This window comes from Polaromonas sp. P2_G11, assembly GCF_056403595.1.
This window is the reverse complement of the sequence record NZ_JBFUFE010000001.1, coordinates 463,678-480,390: the sequence shown is the minus strand read 5'-3', so window position 1 is coordinate 480,390 and position 16,713 is coordinate 463,678. Positions and strand designations below refer to the sequence as shown.

Annotated in this window: 14 protein-coding genes; 10 read left to right on the top strand and 4 right to left on the bottom strand. The window is 61.7% G+C overall.

Annotated elements, in window-relative coordinates:
* A complete protein-coding gene (locus AC1DWQ_RS02340) occupies positions 1 to 2,379 on the bottom strand; it encodes an ATP-dependent DNA helicase (protein WP_477668201.1) in 2,379 nt (792 codons plus the stop codon).
* Positions 2,380 to 2,629: 250 nt separating this feature from the next.
* On the opposite strand from AC1DWQ_RS02340, the gene AC1DWQ_RS02335 reads away from it, so the two are divergent.
* Positions 2,630 to 3,568 carry a DedA family protein/thiosulfate sulfurtransferase GlpE gene (locus tag AC1DWQ_RS02335; protein ID WP_477668200.1) on the top strand — a complete coding sequence of 313 codons (939 nt, stop codon included), beginning with the start codon at positions 2,630 to 2,632 and terminating at the stop codon, positions 3,566 to 3,568.
* A gap of 366 nt (positions 3,569 to 3,934) precedes the next feature.
* Entirely contained in the window at positions 3,935 to 9,487 is a 5,553-nt protein-coding gene (locus AC1DWQ_RS02330; RefSeq protein WP_477668199.1) for a PAS domain S-box protein, read from the top strand.
* A gap of 109 nt (positions 9,488 to 9,596) precedes the next feature.
* Here AC1DWQ_RS02330 and AC1DWQ_RS02325 read toward each other — a convergent pair whose 3' ends face one another.
* On the bottom strand, positions 9,597 to 10,046 hold the full coding sequence (locus AC1DWQ_RS02325) for a VOC family protein (RefSeq protein ID WP_477668198.1): 450 nt from the start codon (positions 10,044 to 10,046) through the stop codon (positions 9,597 to 9,599).
* 287 nt (positions 10,047 to 10,333) lie between these two features.
* Between AC1DWQ_RS02325 and AC1DWQ_RS02320 the strand changes: the two genes are divergently transcribed.
* From AC1DWQ_RS02320 to AC1DWQ_RS02310, 3 genes are all read left to right on the top strand, one after another.
* On the top strand, positions 10,334 to 11,335 hold the full coding sequence (locus AC1DWQ_RS02320; protein ID WP_477668197.1) for a transporter: 1,002 nt from the start codon (positions 10,334 to 10,336) through the stop codon (positions 11,333 to 11,335).
* Between the two features lie 115 nt (positions 11,336 to 11,450).
* Positions 11,451 to 11,891: a hypothetical protein gene (locus AC1DWQ_RS02315; RefSeq protein ID WP_477668196.1), complete on the top strand. Its 441-nt coding sequence runs from the start codon at positions 11,451 to 11,453 to the stop codon at positions 11,889 to 11,891.
* Positions 11,892 to 11,973: 82 nt separating this feature from the next.
* The gene (locus AC1DWQ_RS02310) at positions 11,974 to 12,300 is read left to right on the top strand and encodes a hypothetical protein (protein ID WP_477668195.1); all 327 of its coding nucleotides are present in this window, start codon (positions 11,974 to 11,976) and stop codon (positions 12,298 to 12,300) included.
* A 62-nt stretch (positions 12,301 to 12,362) separates the two neighbouring features.
* Here the strand turns inward: AC1DWQ_RS02310 and AC1DWQ_RS02305 are convergent, their stop codons facing one another.
* Entirely contained in the window at positions 12,363 to 12,758 is a 396-nt protein-coding gene (locus tag AC1DWQ_RS02305) for an EF-hand domain-containing protein (protein WP_477668194.1), read from the bottom strand.
* 230 nt (positions 12,759 to 12,988) lie between these two features.
* Here AC1DWQ_RS02305 and AC1DWQ_RS02300 point away from each other — a divergent pair, with 230 nt between their 5' ends.
* Both AC1DWQ_RS02300 and AC1DWQ_RS02295 read left to right on the top strand, forming a co-directional pair.
* Complete coding sequence (locus AC1DWQ_RS02300; protein ID WP_477668193.1) at positions 12,989 to 13,366, top strand: VOC family protein; 378 nt, start codon at positions 12,989 to 12,991, stop codon at positions 13,364 to 13,366.
* A 320-nt stretch (positions 13,367 to 13,686) separates the two neighbouring features.
* On the top strand, positions 13,687 to 15,132 hold the full coding sequence (locus AC1DWQ_RS02295) for a DHA2 family efflux MFS transporter permease subunit (protein ID WP_477668192.1): 1,446 nt from the start codon (positions 13,687 to 13,689) through the stop codon (positions 15,130 to 15,132).
* A gap of 118 nt (positions 15,133 to 15,250) precedes the next feature.
* Here the strand turns inward: AC1DWQ_RS02295 and AC1DWQ_RS02290 are convergent, their stop codons facing one another.
* Entirely contained in the window at positions 15,251 to 15,493 is a 243-nt protein-coding gene (locus AC1DWQ_RS02290) for a hypothetical protein (protein WP_477648985.1), read from the bottom strand.
* A 121-nt stretch (positions 15,494 to 15,614) separates the two neighbouring features.
* Here AC1DWQ_RS02290 and AC1DWQ_RS02285 point away from each other — a divergent pair, with 121 nt between their 5' ends.
* From AC1DWQ_RS02285 to AC1DWQ_RS02275, 3 genes are all read left to right on the top strand, one after another.
* Entirely contained in the window at positions 15,615 to 15,791 is a 177-nt protein-coding gene (locus AC1DWQ_RS02285) for a DUF3606 domain-containing protein (RefSeq protein ID WP_477668191.1), read from the top strand.
* 86 nt (positions 15,792 to 15,877) lie between these two features.
* Positions 15,878 to 16,324 carry a hypothetical protein gene (locus tag AC1DWQ_RS02280; RefSeq protein WP_477668190.1) on the top strand — a complete coding sequence of 149 codons (447 nt, stop codon included), beginning with the start codon at positions 15,878 to 15,880 and terminating at the stop codon, positions 16,322 to 16,324.
* The gene (locus AC1DWQ_RS02275; protein ID WP_477668189.1) at positions 16,321 to 16,695 is read left to right on the top strand and encodes a GFA family protein; all 375 of its coding nucleotides are present in this window, start codon (positions 16,321 to 16,323) and stop codon (positions 16,693 to 16,695) included. Before AC1DWQ_RS02280 ends, AC1DWQ_RS02275 begins: the two co-directional genes overlap by 4 nt.
* Positions 16,696 to 16,713: the final 18 nt, after the last annotated feature.

Here is a 16,713-nt window from a genome sequence, read left to right as displayed (position 1 = left end):
TTAGTGATTCAGTGAGTGGGGCGCCGACAACGCCGCGGCCGGTTCCCGCCGCCTGGCGCGCAGCCGCGCCACCTTCCACCATCCCGGCAGCAGGCTTTGTACTTCGGGCCGTGTGAAGCGGTCGTCCATGAGATAGACCACGCCGCGATCCGAGGTGGTGCGTATGACCCGTCCGGCCGCCTGCACGACTTTCTGCAGACCGGGATAAAGGTAGGTGTAGTCGTAGCTCTGGGCCGCGCCGAAGTTGACACCCATGCGCTCGCGGATTTGCTCGTTCACAGCATTGACCTGCGGCAAACCGAGTGTGGCGATGAACGCGCCTATCAGCCGGTCGCCCGGCAGGTCTATGCCTTCGGCGAACGAGCCGCCCAGCACCGCAAAGCCGATGCCTTGCGAGGCCTGCGTGAAGCGCGCCAGGAAGGCGTCGCGCGCGGCTTCTTCCATGCCGCGCGTCTGTTCCCACACGGGAATATGCGGGTAGCGCCGCCGGAACAGCGTGACCAGTTTTTGCAGGTAGTCGTAGCTGCTCAGGAACGCCAGGTAATTACCGGGCCGGCTTTCATACTGCCGGGCCATCAGGTCGACGATGGGCGAAAGCGAATCGTCACGGTGTTGAAAGCGCGTGGAGACGTCGCTCACCACCGAGACCTGCAGCTGCTCAGCCAGGAAGGGCGATTCCACCTCTGTCCAGACCGTGCCGGCCGGCAGGCCGAGCGTGTCGGCGTAGTAGTTTTGCGGGCTTAGCGTGGCAGAGAAGAGTGCCGTCGACTGCGCGGCGGCAAAACGCGGCGCCAGGAAGGGCGCAGGCACCACATTGCGGATGTTGAGCACCGCGAGCTGCTGGCCGAGTACCTGGCCCAGCGCGTCGCGGCCGGCTTCCTGCTGCAGCGTCACGTCAAACAGCGAGTGTTCGCCAAAGTCTTCAGCCATGCGCGAAAAGTGCAGTGCCTCGAAATAAAAATCCTGCAGTTCGCCGTCCATGCGGGTCGGGTTGGCCAGCAGGAAGTCGGTGATCTGGGTCAGCGCCTGCGCCAGAGTTTTCAGAAAAGGTACGGGCAGCTCGGGATGGACCTGGTAGGCCTCGCCCCGCGCCTGCTGCGCCTCCTGCAATTCCAGCAGGCTGCGGTTGAGCCGCTCCAGTGCGCCGCGAACGGCGCGGGGCGCGGTGGCGTGCACCTGTTGGAGCTGCGCCTGGCTCAGCGTGGCTGAGTACATCTTGCGCGCACGTTCCACCAGGTTGTGCGCTTCGTCCACCAGCACGCCTACGCGCCACTGGTTGCCCACGGCCTGGCCGTGCAGCAGCGCGCTGGTGTCGAAGTAATAGTTGTAGTCGCCCACCACCACATCCGACCAGGTGACCAGTTCCTGGCTCAGGTAGTAAGGGCACACATGATGGGCCAGCGCCAGTTCACGCAGCGCTGCTTTATCGAGCGGGCCTTGTGCGGCGGCATGCTGCACTGCAGCGCTGCGCGCCTGGGGCAGCCGGTCGTAAAAGCCCTTGGCCAACGGGCAGGCGTCGCCGTGGCAGGCCTTGTCCGGGTGTTCACAGGCCTTGTCACGCGCCACCAGCTCCAGCACGCGCAGCGGCAGGGCCGCCGTGCTGTCTTTGATGCGGTCCAGCGCGTCGAGCGCCAGCCTGCGGCCCGGCGTTTTGGCCGCCAGAAAAAACAGCTTGTCGAGTTGCTTTTTCGGCACAGCCTTGAGCAGCGGGAACACCGTGCCAATGGTTTTGCCGATGCCTGTGGGCGCCTGTGCCATCAGGCAGGTGCCGGCCTGGGCTGTTTTGTAAACCGCTTCGGCCAGTTCACGCTGACCCGGCCTGAATGCAGGGTGCGGAAATGCCAGCGTGGCGAGCGCAGCATCACGCGCCTGGCGGTGTGCTAGCTCCTGGTTGGCCCAGGCCAGGAAGCGCTCGCACTGCGTTTCAAAGTACTCCTTGAGCGACGCGGCGGAGAAATGTTCGGTCAGCGGTGTTTCCTGTGTGCTGGCCACGTCAAAGTACACCAGTGTCAGGTTGACGTCCTGCAGCTTTTTGGCTTCGCAAAGCAGCCAGCCGTAAATCTTCAGCTGTGCCCAGTGCAGGTGCCGGCGGTTGTCGGCCATGGCGTGCAGGTCGCCCCGGAAAGTTTTGACCTCTTCAAGCTGGTTGCGTTCAGGGTCGTAGCCGTCGGCACGGCCGCGCACCTTCAGGGTCTTGTACTCGCCCTCCAGGCTGACTTCGGCCTGATAGGACTCTGAAGACTCTGCACGGCGCGATGCCACCATGGCGTGCCCGGCCATGCCTTCCGGTGCGGAGGGTGACGGCGTAAAGCGCAGGTCCAGGTCGCCATGCTTGGCCGTGAACTCGCACAGGGCCCGGACAGCCACAAGGTATTTCAATCGGTAGTCGCTCTCTGAGTCACGTGAACAGGGGAAGGGTTCATGGTAGCGCAGGCGCCGGGCGCCGCCTCCCAAAATCAGCCCAAATAACCCGAATTGTCCGAATTGTTCTTCCCATGGAAAAAGAACATTCCCCGGGCCACCATTTACTGCTGCGCTGTAGCCGTCTACATTGCATGAACGGGCAACAAAAGCGGGGCTGAACGGCTTTGCAGCCCGCAACGACCCTCGCAGAAAGTAACGCGACTCCATGGAACAGATCATTGTGTGGCTCGAGCACTACGGGCTCGCCGCCGTTTTCCTGAATGTCGGGCTGGAACAGCTCGGCTTGCCGATCCCGGCCTATCCGGTATTGATCCTCACCGGCGCATTGAGCTTTAACGGCCAATACTCCGCAGCAGGCCTCATTTTCACCGCCGTACTGGCTTGCCTGGCCGCGGACAGCGTCTGGTACTGGGCCGGTCACCGCTACGGCAGCCGCGTGCTCAAAACGCTTTGCCGCATTTCCCTGTCGCCCGACTCCTGCGTGCGGCAAACCGAATCCATCTTCACGCGCTGGGGTGTCAAGTCGCTCATCCTGGCGAAGTTCATTCCCGGGTTTGCTTCGCTCGCCACAGCGCTGGCCGGACGCACCGGCATTCCCTTCGGCCGCTTTCTGGTTTTTGATGCGCTGGGCGCAACGCTTTACGCCGGTGCCGGCGTGGGGATCGGCATGATTTTTCATGACGCGGTGGCCGACGTGCTGGCCATTTTCGAGCAGATGGGACGCATCGGGCTGATGGTGCTGCTGGCTGCATTTGCGCTCTTTCTGTTGCACAAATGGTGGCAGCGGCAGCGCTTTTATCGGCAGCTGCGCATGGCCCGCATTTCACCGCAGGAGCTGCTGCAGCTCACGCAGCAGAACAAGCCTGCCGTTATCCTGGACGTGCGCACGGAGCTGGCGCGTGCCGGTGGCGGCATTATTCCGGGAGCGCTGGTCTGGTCGGACCTGGACCGTACCCGTGCATCGCTTGATATCCCGCACGATGTCGCCGTGGTCGTTTATTGCGCTTGCCCCAACGATGCTTCTGCAGCCCTGGTGGCCAAGCGCCTGATGGCGGCCGGGTTCAGCAATGTCAGGCCGTTGCATGGCGGCATCGACGCCTGGCAAGCGGCCGGGCTGGCACTGGAATACCCCCAGACTGCCTGAATGGAGTGATGGTAATAATTGCCAAATACCGAACGGCAATTCGTGTAATTCCGAGGACCTATTGATTGCTATAAGAGGAGGTCTTAAGTATGCAAAAACCAGGCCAATCTAATGGAAGGCACGGTCAAAAGAAATCAGGGTGTTGTCCTATAGCGCAATTAAATGCAGCATTACACACTTGCAGTGCGGCAGCTACAGAAAGCGGGGCCTCGATGGAGCCGCGCACCTTTGCAAAGAAAGTCACCACCGGCGGATGAACCCCAGTTTGCCAAGCGCATTCACCGCAGTCCACCGTGAGCCTGGCCTGATGGGTGCGCCCATGCCCCTGCCGCATCGGCCCGGCACGGTTACCCGTCAGGTGCCGCGATGAAACGCGACGAGACGGCAGAGCAATCCCAGCAGCGCATGCAGGCTGAAGCGCTTGCGCTGGCAGCCGCCAATGATGCGTTGAAGCTTGAGATCGTTGAGCAGCAGCGACTGGTCGAATCGCTCAGGGACGACATCAGCAGCTTGCGCAGCCTCGCCACCGTCTCGGCAGACTGGTACTGGGAGCAGGACGCGGAGTACCGTTTTACTGACTTCACGGCCGAGTACAGCAGCAAGTCACAAGATAAGGATCTCGACAGTTCCGTCGGCAAATGCCGCTGGGAACTGCCTGGCGCCCTGCCGGTCACCATGTCATGGGAAGACCACCGCGCCGTGCTGGCGGAACGCAAGCCCTTTCGCGATTTCGAATACATACGCGTGCTGGAGGATGGCGTCGCGCATTATTTTTCCATCAGCGGCGTGCCGGTGTTCAACAAGCATCAGGAGTTCATGGGTTATCGGGGTATTACGCGCGATGTCACGGCCAGCAGGCGCGCGGAGGAAAAAGAACGCAAAGTCGCCCGCCTGCTCGACGACATCGTTGAAAACATTCCGATCGCCATGAACCTGAAAGCCGTCACGGACCACCGTTATGTCGCATGGAATCGCGCGGCGGAAGAGCTTTATGGTTTCACTCGGGCGGAAGCGCTGGGCCATACCGTCCATGATCTGTGGCCCAAGGCCCATGCCCACAACATGCATGCCTCGGATCTCGCCCTGATCGCTGCCGGAAAGATGCAGGAATTCCCCGACCGCCTTGTCCAGACCAAGCACAAGGGCGTCATCCGTGTGCACATGCGCAAGGTTCCGCTGAAAGATTCCAGTGGTGTGGTGACACACGTCCTTGTTACGGCGGAGGACATCACCCAGCAGCTGGCGGACGAAGAGCGCTTGCGCAGCAGCGAACAGCAGTTCCGCAGCCTGACCAGTCTTTCGTCCGACTGGTACTGGGAAACCGATGCCAATTTCCGCTTCACCAAGCTGTCCGGCGGCCAGACGGAAGAAGCCAGGCGCGCCATCAGTGAGCACATCGGTAAAACACGCTGGGAGATCGACCACAGCCAGGCCAACCAGGAGATGTGGGCCCGCCATCGCGCTCTGCTGGAGCGCCACGAAGTCTTCCGCAACTTTGAATACGAACGCGTAGAAAAAGACGGCAAGCGCGTGACCTTGTCCATCAGCGGAGAGCCGATGGTGGACGCCAAAGGCCGCTTCACCGGCTATCGGGGCGTGGGCAGCGACATCACCGCGCGGCTGGAGGCCGAGGCCAAACTGCGCCGCAGCGAAGAGCGCTTTCGCAGCCTCACCGGTCTTTCGTCCGACTGGTACTGGGAACAGGACACAAACTTCCGCAACGTTTTTGTCTCCAATGATCCGCAACGCTTCGCCCTGGGAACCCAGGTCATTGGAGAGGGGCAATGCCGATGGGACCTCCCCAACTCCACACCGCTTGTCGGCACATGGGAAGAGCACAAGGCGGTGTTACAGGCGCATTTGCCGTTCCGCAATTTTGAATACCGGCTGACCAAGGAGGATGGGAGCGTCATTTACCGAAGCGTCAGCGGGGAACCGGTGTTTGGCGACGATGGAACCTTTGCGGGTTATCGGGGTGTGGGTGCCGACATCACGTCACGCAAGGAAGTGGAGATCGCGCTGCGGGTCGGCGAGGCCCGCTTCCGGGCGGTTGTGGGTGCGCTGGCCGAAGGCGTGATCCTGCGGGACGCCCAGGGGCATATTGTTGATTGCAATGCCAGTGCAGAGCGCATCCTCGGCCTGGCCCTGGCCCAGCTCAAAGGCCAGACTTCGGTCGAGCCGGAATGGCAAAGATTCCGCGAAGACGGCACGCCAATGCCCAGGGAAGAGTGGCCCAGTGTTGTCGCCGTGCGTACCGGCCAGCCACAGCTGAACCGTGTGGTGTGCCATCGCAGGCCCGACGGCAGTGAGTTCTGGGCACTGATCAACGTGCAGCCCCTGGTGGACGGGAACGGCGCCCCGTCGGGGTATGTCAGCACCATTACCGACATCAGCAAGCGCCGGCAGGCGGAGCAGGAAATCGTCCGGCTGAACGTCAACCTGGAAAAGCGCGTGCTGCGCAGGACCGCCCAGCTGGAAGTCGCCACCCGGGAGATCGAGGCCTTCTCTTATTCCGTGGCGCATGACTTGCGGACACCGTTGAGCACCATCGACGGATTTTGTGCGCTGCTTGAAAAAGCGGTTCCACCTGAATCGGGTGAGCGCGCACATCATTTCATGGGCCGCATACGCAGCAGTGTGCGCCGCATGGGTGAGCTGACCGATGGCTTGCTGTCCCTGGCCCAGTTGTCGCGGACCAGCCTGAACTGGGAGTCTGTCGACATCAGTACCGAGGCGGCCAAGATCATCAAGCAGTGGACGGAAAACGATCCTGACCGCCGGGTGCGGATCACCGTCGAGCCCAACCTGTGGGGCCGGGCGGACGTTGCATTGCTGCGTCAGGTGCTGGAGAACCTGATCGCCAATGCATGGAAGTTCACCTCGAAAAAACCGCACACCGAAATCCTGGTCGGAAAAGAAGCAGGGGCCGAGGACCAGGTGGTGTATTTTGTGCGGGACAACGGTGCCGGCTTCGACATGGCGTATGCCGACAAGCTCTTCGGCACTTTCGAGCGGCTGCATTCACCGGAAGAGTTCGCCGGCAGCGGCATCGGGCTGGCCACGGTCAAACGCATCATCACCCGCCACGGCGGAAAAATCTGGGCCAAGTCGGCAGTGGGTGAGGGCAGTACCTTTTATTTCACGCTCGGAGGCGAGCAGGCCGGTGCCATGCCGGCTGAGGGGGACGTGTTTGACGATTCAGGCGTTGCGCTGACAGACAGCGCAAGTACGTTCGAGGACGCCGGAGAAGTAAGTCCCAAGGGGGCTGGCCCCATCAGCACGGACAACGATGTCTTCACGGTCAGTGACCAGCAGTTCAGCAATGCGTTTGAACATGCGGCCATCGGGATGACGCTGATCGGCATCGACTCGCGCCGGCTGAAGGTCAACGCCGCTTTTTGCCAGATGCTGGGGTATTCAGAGGCGGAAATGCTGTCGCGCACCATCCATGACCTGACCCATCCCGACGATATTGCCTGGGACCTGGAGCAGCGCCGCAGGGCATTGGCTGGCGAAATCGAATCGTTCCACGTCGAAAAGCGCTACATCCACAAGTCCGGCCGTACTGTATGGGGCTACATGAGCTGCTCCCTTGTGCGCGATGCAGACAGAAAGCCGCTTCAATTTATCGCGCAGATCCAGGACATCACCGAGCGCAAGCAGACCGAGCAGGTTCTGCGTGAAAGCGAAGAACGCTTTCGCGCACTCACGGCGCTGGCCTCCGACTGGTTCTGGGAGCAGGACGAAAACTTCCGCTTCGTCGAGGTTCCCGGCGAAGCCCCAAGCGCCTCCGGCATCCCGAAATCGGCCCATGGCAAGACTGCCTGGGAGCTCGACTACATCAACATCGAAGCCGGTGCGTTGGCCGAGTACAAGGCCAAAATAGCCCGGCACGAGGTTTTCCGCGACCTTGAAAGTACACGGCGCGACTCCAAGGGGCGGCCGCGCTACTTCAGCATCAGCGGCGTGCCGAAATTCGACGCCAACGGAAAATTCACCGGCTACCGCGGCACGGGACGCGACACCACCGAAATCCGCCGTGTCACCGAGGCCCTGCGCACCAGCGAAGCGCAGCTGCGCGAAATCACCGATACCGTGCCGGCCTGGATCACTTACGCTGACGCCAACCAGCGTCTGTGCTTTCATAACCGGGCCTACGAGGAAGTCTTCGGCATGACGCAAGCGCAGCTCGAAGGCAAGACCATCCGGGAAATCCTGGGCGACGAGATGTACGCGCTGGTCAAGCCCAGGGTGGAAGAGGTGCTGCAGGGCTACCCGGTGGTCTACGAGCGATCGCAGAAAACCGCCCGCGGCGGCATGCGCGACTACGTGGTCAATTATTTCCCGCGCTACGGCGACGGCGCCGACGAAGGCAAGGTGATCGGCTTCTACACGCTGGCCAATGACGTCACCGAACTCAAGCGCATTGACCGCATGAAGAGTGAATTCGTCTCGACGGTCAGCCATGAGCTGCGCACGCCGCTCACCTCGATCCGGGGCTCGCTGGGCCTGATCTCCGGCGGTGTTGCCGGCCAGCTGCCCGACGCCGTCAAGACGCTGGTGGGCATCGCGAAAACCAACTGTGAGCGCCTGATCCGGCTGATCAATGACATCCTGGACATCGAGAAGATCGAGTCCGGCAAGATGACCCTGGATTTTCAGGCCATCGAACTCAGGCCTTTGCTGGAGCAGGCGCTGGCCGCCAACGAAGGCTACGGCGCGGCGAAGAATGTGCACCTGCAGCTCGAGTTTCCCGACGAGGACCTGCAGGTCAGGGTCGACAGCGACCGGCTGACGCAGGTGGTGACCAACCTGCTGTCCAATGCGATGAAGTTCTCGCCCGAAGGCGGCACGGTGGATATTCACGTGGCTCGCAGCGAAACGGGCATACGCGTCGAGGTGCGGGACCACGGGCCCGGCATTCCGGAGGAATTCCGCAACCGCATCTTCCAGAAATTCTCCCAGGCCGACTCCTCCGATACACGGCAAAAGGGCGGCACGGGCCTGGGCCTCAATATTTCACGGGCCATCATCGAGCGCCTGGGCGGCAGCATCGGTTTTCATACCGACCCCGGGGTCGGCACCACCTTCTTCTTTGAACTGCCCGAATGGGTGGATTCGCCGGAGCGTACTTCAGGTTTCTCGGCACTGGTCGAACAGCGGCCGCGCGTCCTGGTTTGCGAGGACGACCCGGACATCTCCCGCCTGATCAGCATGATGCTCGACAAGGGTGGTTTTGATACCGAAATGGTGTACACAGCCAGACAGGCCGTCGCGGAGCTGGCAAAAAGGCGGTACGCCGCCGTCACGATAGACCTGAAGCTGCCCGACCAGGACGGCATTGCGCTGATCAGGGCGCTGCGCGCCCAGCTGCATACACGCGACGTGCCCATCGTGGTGGTGTCGGCCTCGGCGGCCGAGGGGCGGATCCAGTTCAACGAACAGTCCCTGACCGTATCGGACTGGCTGGAAAAACCCATCGATGAGAACATGCTCGTGCTGGGCGTGCGGCGCGCCATTGCCGGTTCGGTCGAAGCCCGCGCCGTCATCCTGCATGTTGAAGACGATCCGGACATCCAGCGCATCGCAGCGACCATTGCCCAGGGGTTTGCAACCTTCGTCTTTGCCGACACGGTGCAGGAAGCACGTGACCGGCTGAAGGAACAGCGCTTTGACCTGGTCCTGCTGGACCTCAGCCTGCCGGGCGGTTCGGGCTGGGACTTGCTCAAGGACGTTGAGGCGATGGACGGCCCGCCGCCGGTGGTGATTTTCTCGGCACTGGAGGTGGACAGGCTTCAAGCCACGCGGGCGGCCGCCGTGCTGGTCAAGGCCAAGACTTCCAACACCGAGCTCCTCGAAACCTTGCGGCGCGTGCTCGGGCAAAGCAATTCTGCGGAATCGCCTACGGACGAAGCCTGAACCTGTACCGGGCCCGCGGCAGGCTACGGGGTTTCTAGCGCGCTAGTGAATAAATCCGGGATTTAGCCTTTACTGGCTTGCGCGAGCAGCTATATTTTTCATAGCAAATTCACGCGGAAGGCGTGGTCATCAGCGCGGTATAACGGCGCTGCATTTCCTCCGGCGACACGGTTTCAATGCTGTGCCCCACACTCCACCGGTAGCCTGCCGGGTCGCGAAAGCTGCCTGAGCGCTCACCGTAAAACTGGTCTTGCGCCGCCATTTCCAGCGTGGCGCCGGCTTTCAGCGCACGTGCAATCACCTCATCGCAGTTGTCCACATGCAGGTGCAGCGTGACGGTGGCCGGCGCGCCGGCATCGGGCGCCCGGGTGCCGTACTCCGGGAATTCTTCCGACACCATCAGCGTGGCGCCGTCAAAGTCCAGTTCGGCATGGCCGATGCGGCCATCGGGTTCTGTGAGCCGGAATTTTTCCGTAGCGCCAAAAACCGAGGTGTAAAACGCCATGGCCTTTGCAGCATTTTTGACATGAAGGTAGGCAAACAATTCGTGGGTGGCCATATCGTCTCCGTCGGTGATGTGAAGGAACCAGGCGAGGCCTGAGGTGCTGCCGGCCTGGCCTGAAATTATGAGGCGCATTGGAGCTCAGTGACAACCCGGTATGCAGTGGGCATGCACCGCCCGGCCAGGCGCCTGAAGAACGCGGTCACGGCACTGTCACCGAACCGTCATGCAAAGGCAACACACTGTATGACCGCCACTGTCCGGGGCAGGTCGCCCGATACCGGCTGCCCTGCGCCTGCCGTGTCCGATTCACTCCAATTTTGACTACTTCACGCCACTTCTGAATGGACATCACTTACGGCGCCGACAGAACCGGCCTGCTCTGCGGCTACAGGTTTGAAAACGGCGCACCCGGCATACCGGTAGATCTTTTGGAGGCGGCCGCCTGGCTGCAGGACGAAAGACCCAAGGGAAAATCAGATTTCGTCTGGCTGCACTTCAACCTGAGTGACGCCGCGGCGGAGGCGAGCATCCGCAAGCATTTGCACGCCGTACCCGAGTTTTTCGAGGCCCTGCATGCGGGTTCAAGATCCACCCGCATAGAAGATGCGCACGACACACTGATTGCTGTCGTCAACGACGTGGCGTATGAATTCGCGTTTGACCCGGCTGAGATGTCCAGCCTGTGGCTGAACGTGGCGCCCCATATGGCACTGAGCGCGCGCTCCCATCCCCTGCGTTCCATCGACCGCATGCGTGACGCCATCAAGAACGGCAAGCCGCTGGCGTCATCGGTGTCATTTCTGAACCAGCTGCTGCGCGAACAGGGCGATGTGCTGGTGCGCATCGTGCGTGACGCCACTGTCCAGGTGGATGTGGTGGAAGACAAATTCCTGGTCGGCCGGCTGCATAACCGCCGGGCTGACCTGGGCAAGTTGCGTCGGGTGCTGGTGCGGCTGCAGAGGCTGCTCGCGCCGGAGCCCGGTGCGCTTTTCCGCCTGCTGCGGTTGCCGCCGCCATGGGTCAGCGAGCACGACCTGGAGGAGCTCCGCCAGGCGACGGAAGAATTCTCATTGACCATCAGGGACATGTCCGAACTGAAAGAGCGCATCAAGCTCCTGCAAGAAGAAATTGCAGCACAGGTCAGCGAGGAAACCAACCGCAGCGTCTTCATCCTGACGATGGTCACGGTACTGGCGCTCCCCATCAATATTGTTGCCGGCCTGCTGGGAATGAATGTGGGCGGCATCCCCCTGGCCGAACATCCTCACGGCTTCATGGTGATCGTGGGGATCATTGGCGTTTTCACCGCCTTCGCGGCCTGGTATGTTTACCGGAAGAAATAGCGTTCATGGGTCATCTCGTTGGTGGAATCCGCCGGGCGGGCGCGGCTTTTTATGAGAATGTGCGATATTTGCAACGGTCGCTCATCCACTAAATCCAACCCTTTGCGTGTTACCCATGTTCAAAATTTTTGTTTCTGTCCTTGCCTTGCTGTTGTCGAGCGTGACACACGCCGCGGCCAACCCCGCGTCTTTTCCCTTTGATTCGAACCAGCTCGCGGGCCTTTGGGCCGAGAGCTACAACACCGAGCCCGCGTGCGCGCCCGGCAACCTCAAAATGCGCATGCAGCTCAGCCGGGATGGAACGGTTCTGGACATCACATACGATCGCAAATGGAAGACAGCGCTCGGGGAAACCGAAGGCTCACGCGCCACAGTATTGTCTGCGGGCCCAACTACCCTGGTGATTCAATACGAGGGGGAGAAGCGTCTCAAGGAATCCGGCCGGCCACTCGAGTGGGAACTCACGGTCGTGGCGCCCGGTGTGTACCGCTGGCGCGAGACGGATTGGGAGCCCGGCCGCGTCAATATCGTGGTGGGCGTCCGATGCTCCCTGTGAGGCGGCTGACCCCATGGTGGGCCTCGCCGGTTGCCGGTCTTCATCTTTGTCAAACGCTGCGCTTTAAAAAAAAGGAGCTCCCTTGTTCACACGAATTTCGCTAACCCGTCTGTATGTGGGCTCCGTCTACAAATTGGTCTTCATCGGCCTGGTTTTCTCCTTGTTGCCCCTCTGTGTGGTGTTTGGCGTTCTCGCTGGATTCGGTTTCAACACGGTGCAGTGGAACGGCCGACAGGTATACGGAGTGATGGGCTTCGTGCTTGGGCCCGTCGTAGGCATTCTGATGACGGGGTTTCTCACGGTCGCTCTTGGTACCGCCTGTGTTTTCGGCCTCTGGCTTTTCTCGAAGTTCAGGCCGCTCTCGCTTTGGGCCAGGAACGTCACTCATCATGCCGATGAGTCGGCCTGATCTTCTCCAGGAAGACGGCTCGCTGCCTTTGCATCACACTTCGATGTGCATGTTCAACTGGTTCAACGCGCCTTGCTGCGGTTCATTGCGTTGTCGAATTCCTCACGCGAGAGAAAACCGTCCTTGTTGACGTCGGCCTCGTCAAAATGCCTGGAGACGCCTCGAAAGTTCGATGCCTCGTCGCGGCTGACCTTCCCATCGCCGGTTTTGTCCATGAACTTGAAGGCGCGCTCCAGGTCTTTGGGCTCGTAATAGGTGACTGTTGTCGGCGCCGGCGTGGAAGCGGGCGCGGCGGCGGGAGCGGGCGCTGCCATGGCCGGCTCAGCGGTCTGGGCTTGTGCCTGCGCGGCCAGCAAGGCTGCCGCGGTGGCCAGGGCCAGCAAGGAGACCGGCATCCAGATGCGGTGGTGGTTCAGGCTGGAAGGCGTATTGGTGGGGGTGTTGGTTGTCGCGTGCATGGGCTTCCTAAGGGAGTGTGGTCAGTCACCATTGGATGCTATCCCCGTACCCAATACCAGTGTTCTTGCAGGGTGTTGCGCCGGTTTACCTGCCGGCGGAGCGTGGATACATTTCTTTGCATGCGGAGTCCGGTGCACGTACACAAGGACACATTTTTCCCGCTGGGCCAGGGTTGACATGCCCCGGCGCGGCCACAAACATGGGAGCTGAAAGGAGCCATCATCCAATCATGCTTGCCAACCGAAACGCCATGGCCACCATCGCCGTCAGGGACCTTGCGGCGGCGAAGAAATTTTATGGAAGCACGCTCGGCCTCACGCCGCTGGACACCGCCGAAGAGGGCGTGCTCACCTACCAGAGCGGCACCGCCACCGTGGTGGTGTATGTCTCGTCTTTCGCCGGCACCAACAAGGCCACATCCGCCACGTGGGGCGTGGGCGACGAATTCGACAACATCCTGAAGGCGCTCAAGGCCAAAGGCGTGGTGTTTGAACACTACGACATGCCCGGCATGACGCTGCAAGGCGATGCGCATGTCGCGGGCGACTTCAAAGGCGCCTGGTTCAAGGACCCGGACGGCAACATCCTGCATATTCTCAACCGCTGATCCAGCCGGCGCCTGCTTTCCGCCATGCCGGGGCTATGCCAGGGTGCCGGGAGGGCCACGGTGCTCCCGTTTCCTGACCGCTAAATTAGCCAGCCGGATGCCCGGCTTCTATCCGCCAAATCCGGCTGCGCTTGTAGGACACAGGCACCCCGCACCGCTCCTGCGGCGTGTTCATCATAAAAATGATCTCCAGAGCAATATGAACGCGCGCAACCAGCTATTGATTTGATAGCATCCGGGTTTGCGAACCAGACGAGCCTCATGAATTGATTCCGCTGATGACGCCGATCGACCTTCATTGAACCGGGGAGAAACTGCAGATGACACACAACATGGAAACCCGAAAGCGCTGGTGGGCACTGGTGGTGCTCTGCCTGGGCGTGCTGATGATCGTGCTCGACACCACCATCGTGAATGTGGCGCTGCCATCCATCCGCACAGACCTCGGCTTTACCGAGACCTCGCTCGTCTGGGTGGTGAACGCCTATATGCTGACCTTCGGCGGTTTTTTGCTGCTGGGCGGCCGGCTGGGCGATCTGTATGGCCAGCGCAGGTTGTTCCTGGCGGGGCTCACGCTGTTCACCGTGGCCTCGCTGGCCTGCGGCCTGGCCAATTCGCAGGTGCTGCTGGTGGTGGCCCGTGCGGTGCAGGGCCTGGGCGGCGCGGTGGTGTCGGCGATTTCGCTGTCGCTCATCATGAACCTCTTCACCGAACCGGCCGAGCGCGCCAAAGCCATGGGTGTCTACGGCTTTGTCTGTGCCGGCGGCGGCAGCATCGGTGTGCTGCTGGGCGGCGTGCTGACCGATTCGCTCAACTGGCACTGGATCTTTTTGGTCAACCTGCCCATAGGCGGCGCCGTGTTTGCGCTGTGCCTGTTCCTGCTGCCCGGCGGCAAGGGGCAGGCCACCGGCGCGCGGCTTGACGTGTGGGGCGCCGTCACCGTCACCACCGCGCTGATGCTGGCGGTCTACGGCATCGTCAACGGCAACGAAGCCGGTTGGCTGTCAGGCCAGACACTCGGTTTGCTGGGTGTTGCCGCAGTGCTGATGGCGATCTTCCTGGCCATCGAAGCCAAGGTCACGACACCGCTGGTCCCGCTGGGCCTTTTCCGCCTGCGCAACGTCGCTACCGCCAACGTGGTCGGCGTACTGTGGGCCGCGGCCATGTTTGCCTGGTTCTTTATTTCGGCGTTGTATATGCAACTGGTGCTGGGCTACAGCGCCCTGCAGGTCGGCCTGGGCTTTTTGCCCGCCAACCTGATCATGGCCGCGTTCTCGCTCGGCCTGTCGGCCAAAATCGTCATGCGTTTCGGCATACGCGCACCGCTGTCTGCCGGCCTGCTGCTGGCCGCCCTGGGCCTGGCCTTGTTCGCGCGTGCGCCGGTGGGCGGCGGCTTTGTGCTCGACGTGTTGCCCGGCATGCTGCTGCTGGGGCTGGGGGCCGGCATGGCCTTCAACCCGGTGTTGCTGGCCGCCATGAGCGACGTGGACCCAGCCGAGTCCGGTATTGCCTCGGGCGTGGTCAATACCTCCTTCATGATGGGCGGCGCGTTGGGGTTGGCGGTGCTGGCCAGCCTGGCGGCGGCGCGCACCGGTTCGCTGGCCGGTGCGGGTGCCGATGCCGTGGTGGCGCTCAATGGCGGCTACCAGCTGGCGTTTGTCATCGGTGCGGTGTTTGCGGCATGTGCAGCCTTGCTGGCTGCCGTGCTGCTTCGCACGGGCGCTGCAGTGCCGGGTGCGCACCCGGCGACGGAAGCCGGCGGCTAGCCACGGCTGGTTTATGCATCAAACTGGCCTTCAGCCCAATAGGGATAAGCGCAAGCAGCTATTAATTTGGTAGCAAATTGACAGGGACGGCGGCGTGGGTCTGCCGCCCACAGGGTGGTCAGTAAACCCCGAACAGGGCGCGAATCTCGTCGCCGGCGGTGCGCCCGTGTTTCTGGCTTTTGTACTTGTCGCCGATGTCGGCGCACTTTTCCATGATCAGCAGGGTGAATTCCTGCAGCTCCGGCGTCAGCGCGTCGCCTTCCGTCATGGCACCGGCCAGCTTGGCCAGGTTCACGAGCTGGCGGTCGCTGATGGAGCCGATGGAAAAGTCTGAAGGCTTGAAATCCGGTGGAAGTGACATGGCATGCACCTGGAGATGTCAGCCGGCAGCGGAAGACGGACTGCCTGCGTGACGGGTTTTGTCCTACAGGTTACCCCAGACATTTCGTCCTAGCATTCGTTTTTTCCCTAGGAGATGCGTCATGGCTGACGATACAACTGAAACCGCTGTGGACCGCAGGTTCATCGCCCTGGGGCAGGACTATGAGGTTCGCGACTGGACCAAAACCCTGGGTTGCACCGAGCAGCAACTGCGCGACGCCGTCAAGGCTGTCGGCAATTCAGCCTCCGCCGTGCGCCAGTACCTGGGTAAAAAATAGCGCCATCTCAAGGGGCGGCGGTTGGCGCCTTTCCCATCGTCATTGCGCGTGGTTCGCGCCGGTACAAGCATGAAAGAAGGCACAGCATGGCAAAAAGCAGCATTGCGGGTGGCAGCATTCCGCCCGAACAGTGGATGCGCGGAAAAGACACACAGTCGCTCGGCCCGGGCGACAGTTCAGACACCGGCAGCGACACGCTAGGTGCCTACAGCGACGAAGAGCTGGCCAGCGACAGCGACGCTGCCGGCACCGGCGAGCGTGCCGGTGTCATCGGCGATGAGCGGCCTGATGCCGACATCCTGCCTGACCGGACAATGGACGAGGCCGACTTCCTGGAAGAAGGGGAAGTCGTCGGCGATGAAGACCCGGAAGCAGAAGATGAAGAGGGCGAAGGCATCTTGGCCGCAGGCGGAGCAGAGGAAATTGCCGGCGTCGTGGCCGATGAAGATGAAGAAGATGAAACGGATGAAGAAGACGACGAATACGGGGAAGGTGAAGACGGCGATGCAACAGTCCGAGGAGGTGGCGCATGACGATCACAGGAAGCTGCCATTGCGGCAAAAACGCCTTTCGCATTGACGGCGAAATCCCCGCGCAGCTGACGCGCTGCACCTGCTCGTTTTGCGCCAGGCGCGGTGCGCTGCTGGCGTACTACACACCCGGGCAGTTCCATGTCACCACGCCCACGGATGGCGACGCCATCTACCGCTGGCAGACCAAGCTGGTAGACCACCACTTCTGCGCCGAATGCGGCGTGTCCACCTATTCAGACAGCCCCGCATTCGAGATGGACGGCAGCTGGGACGGCACCACCCGCCGCATCGGCGTCAATGCCCGCCTCTTTGACGGGTTCGACGCGGCCGAAGCACCTGTGACGGTGATCGACGGCAAGAACCTCTGGTAGTTAGGCCCAAGGCAAGCG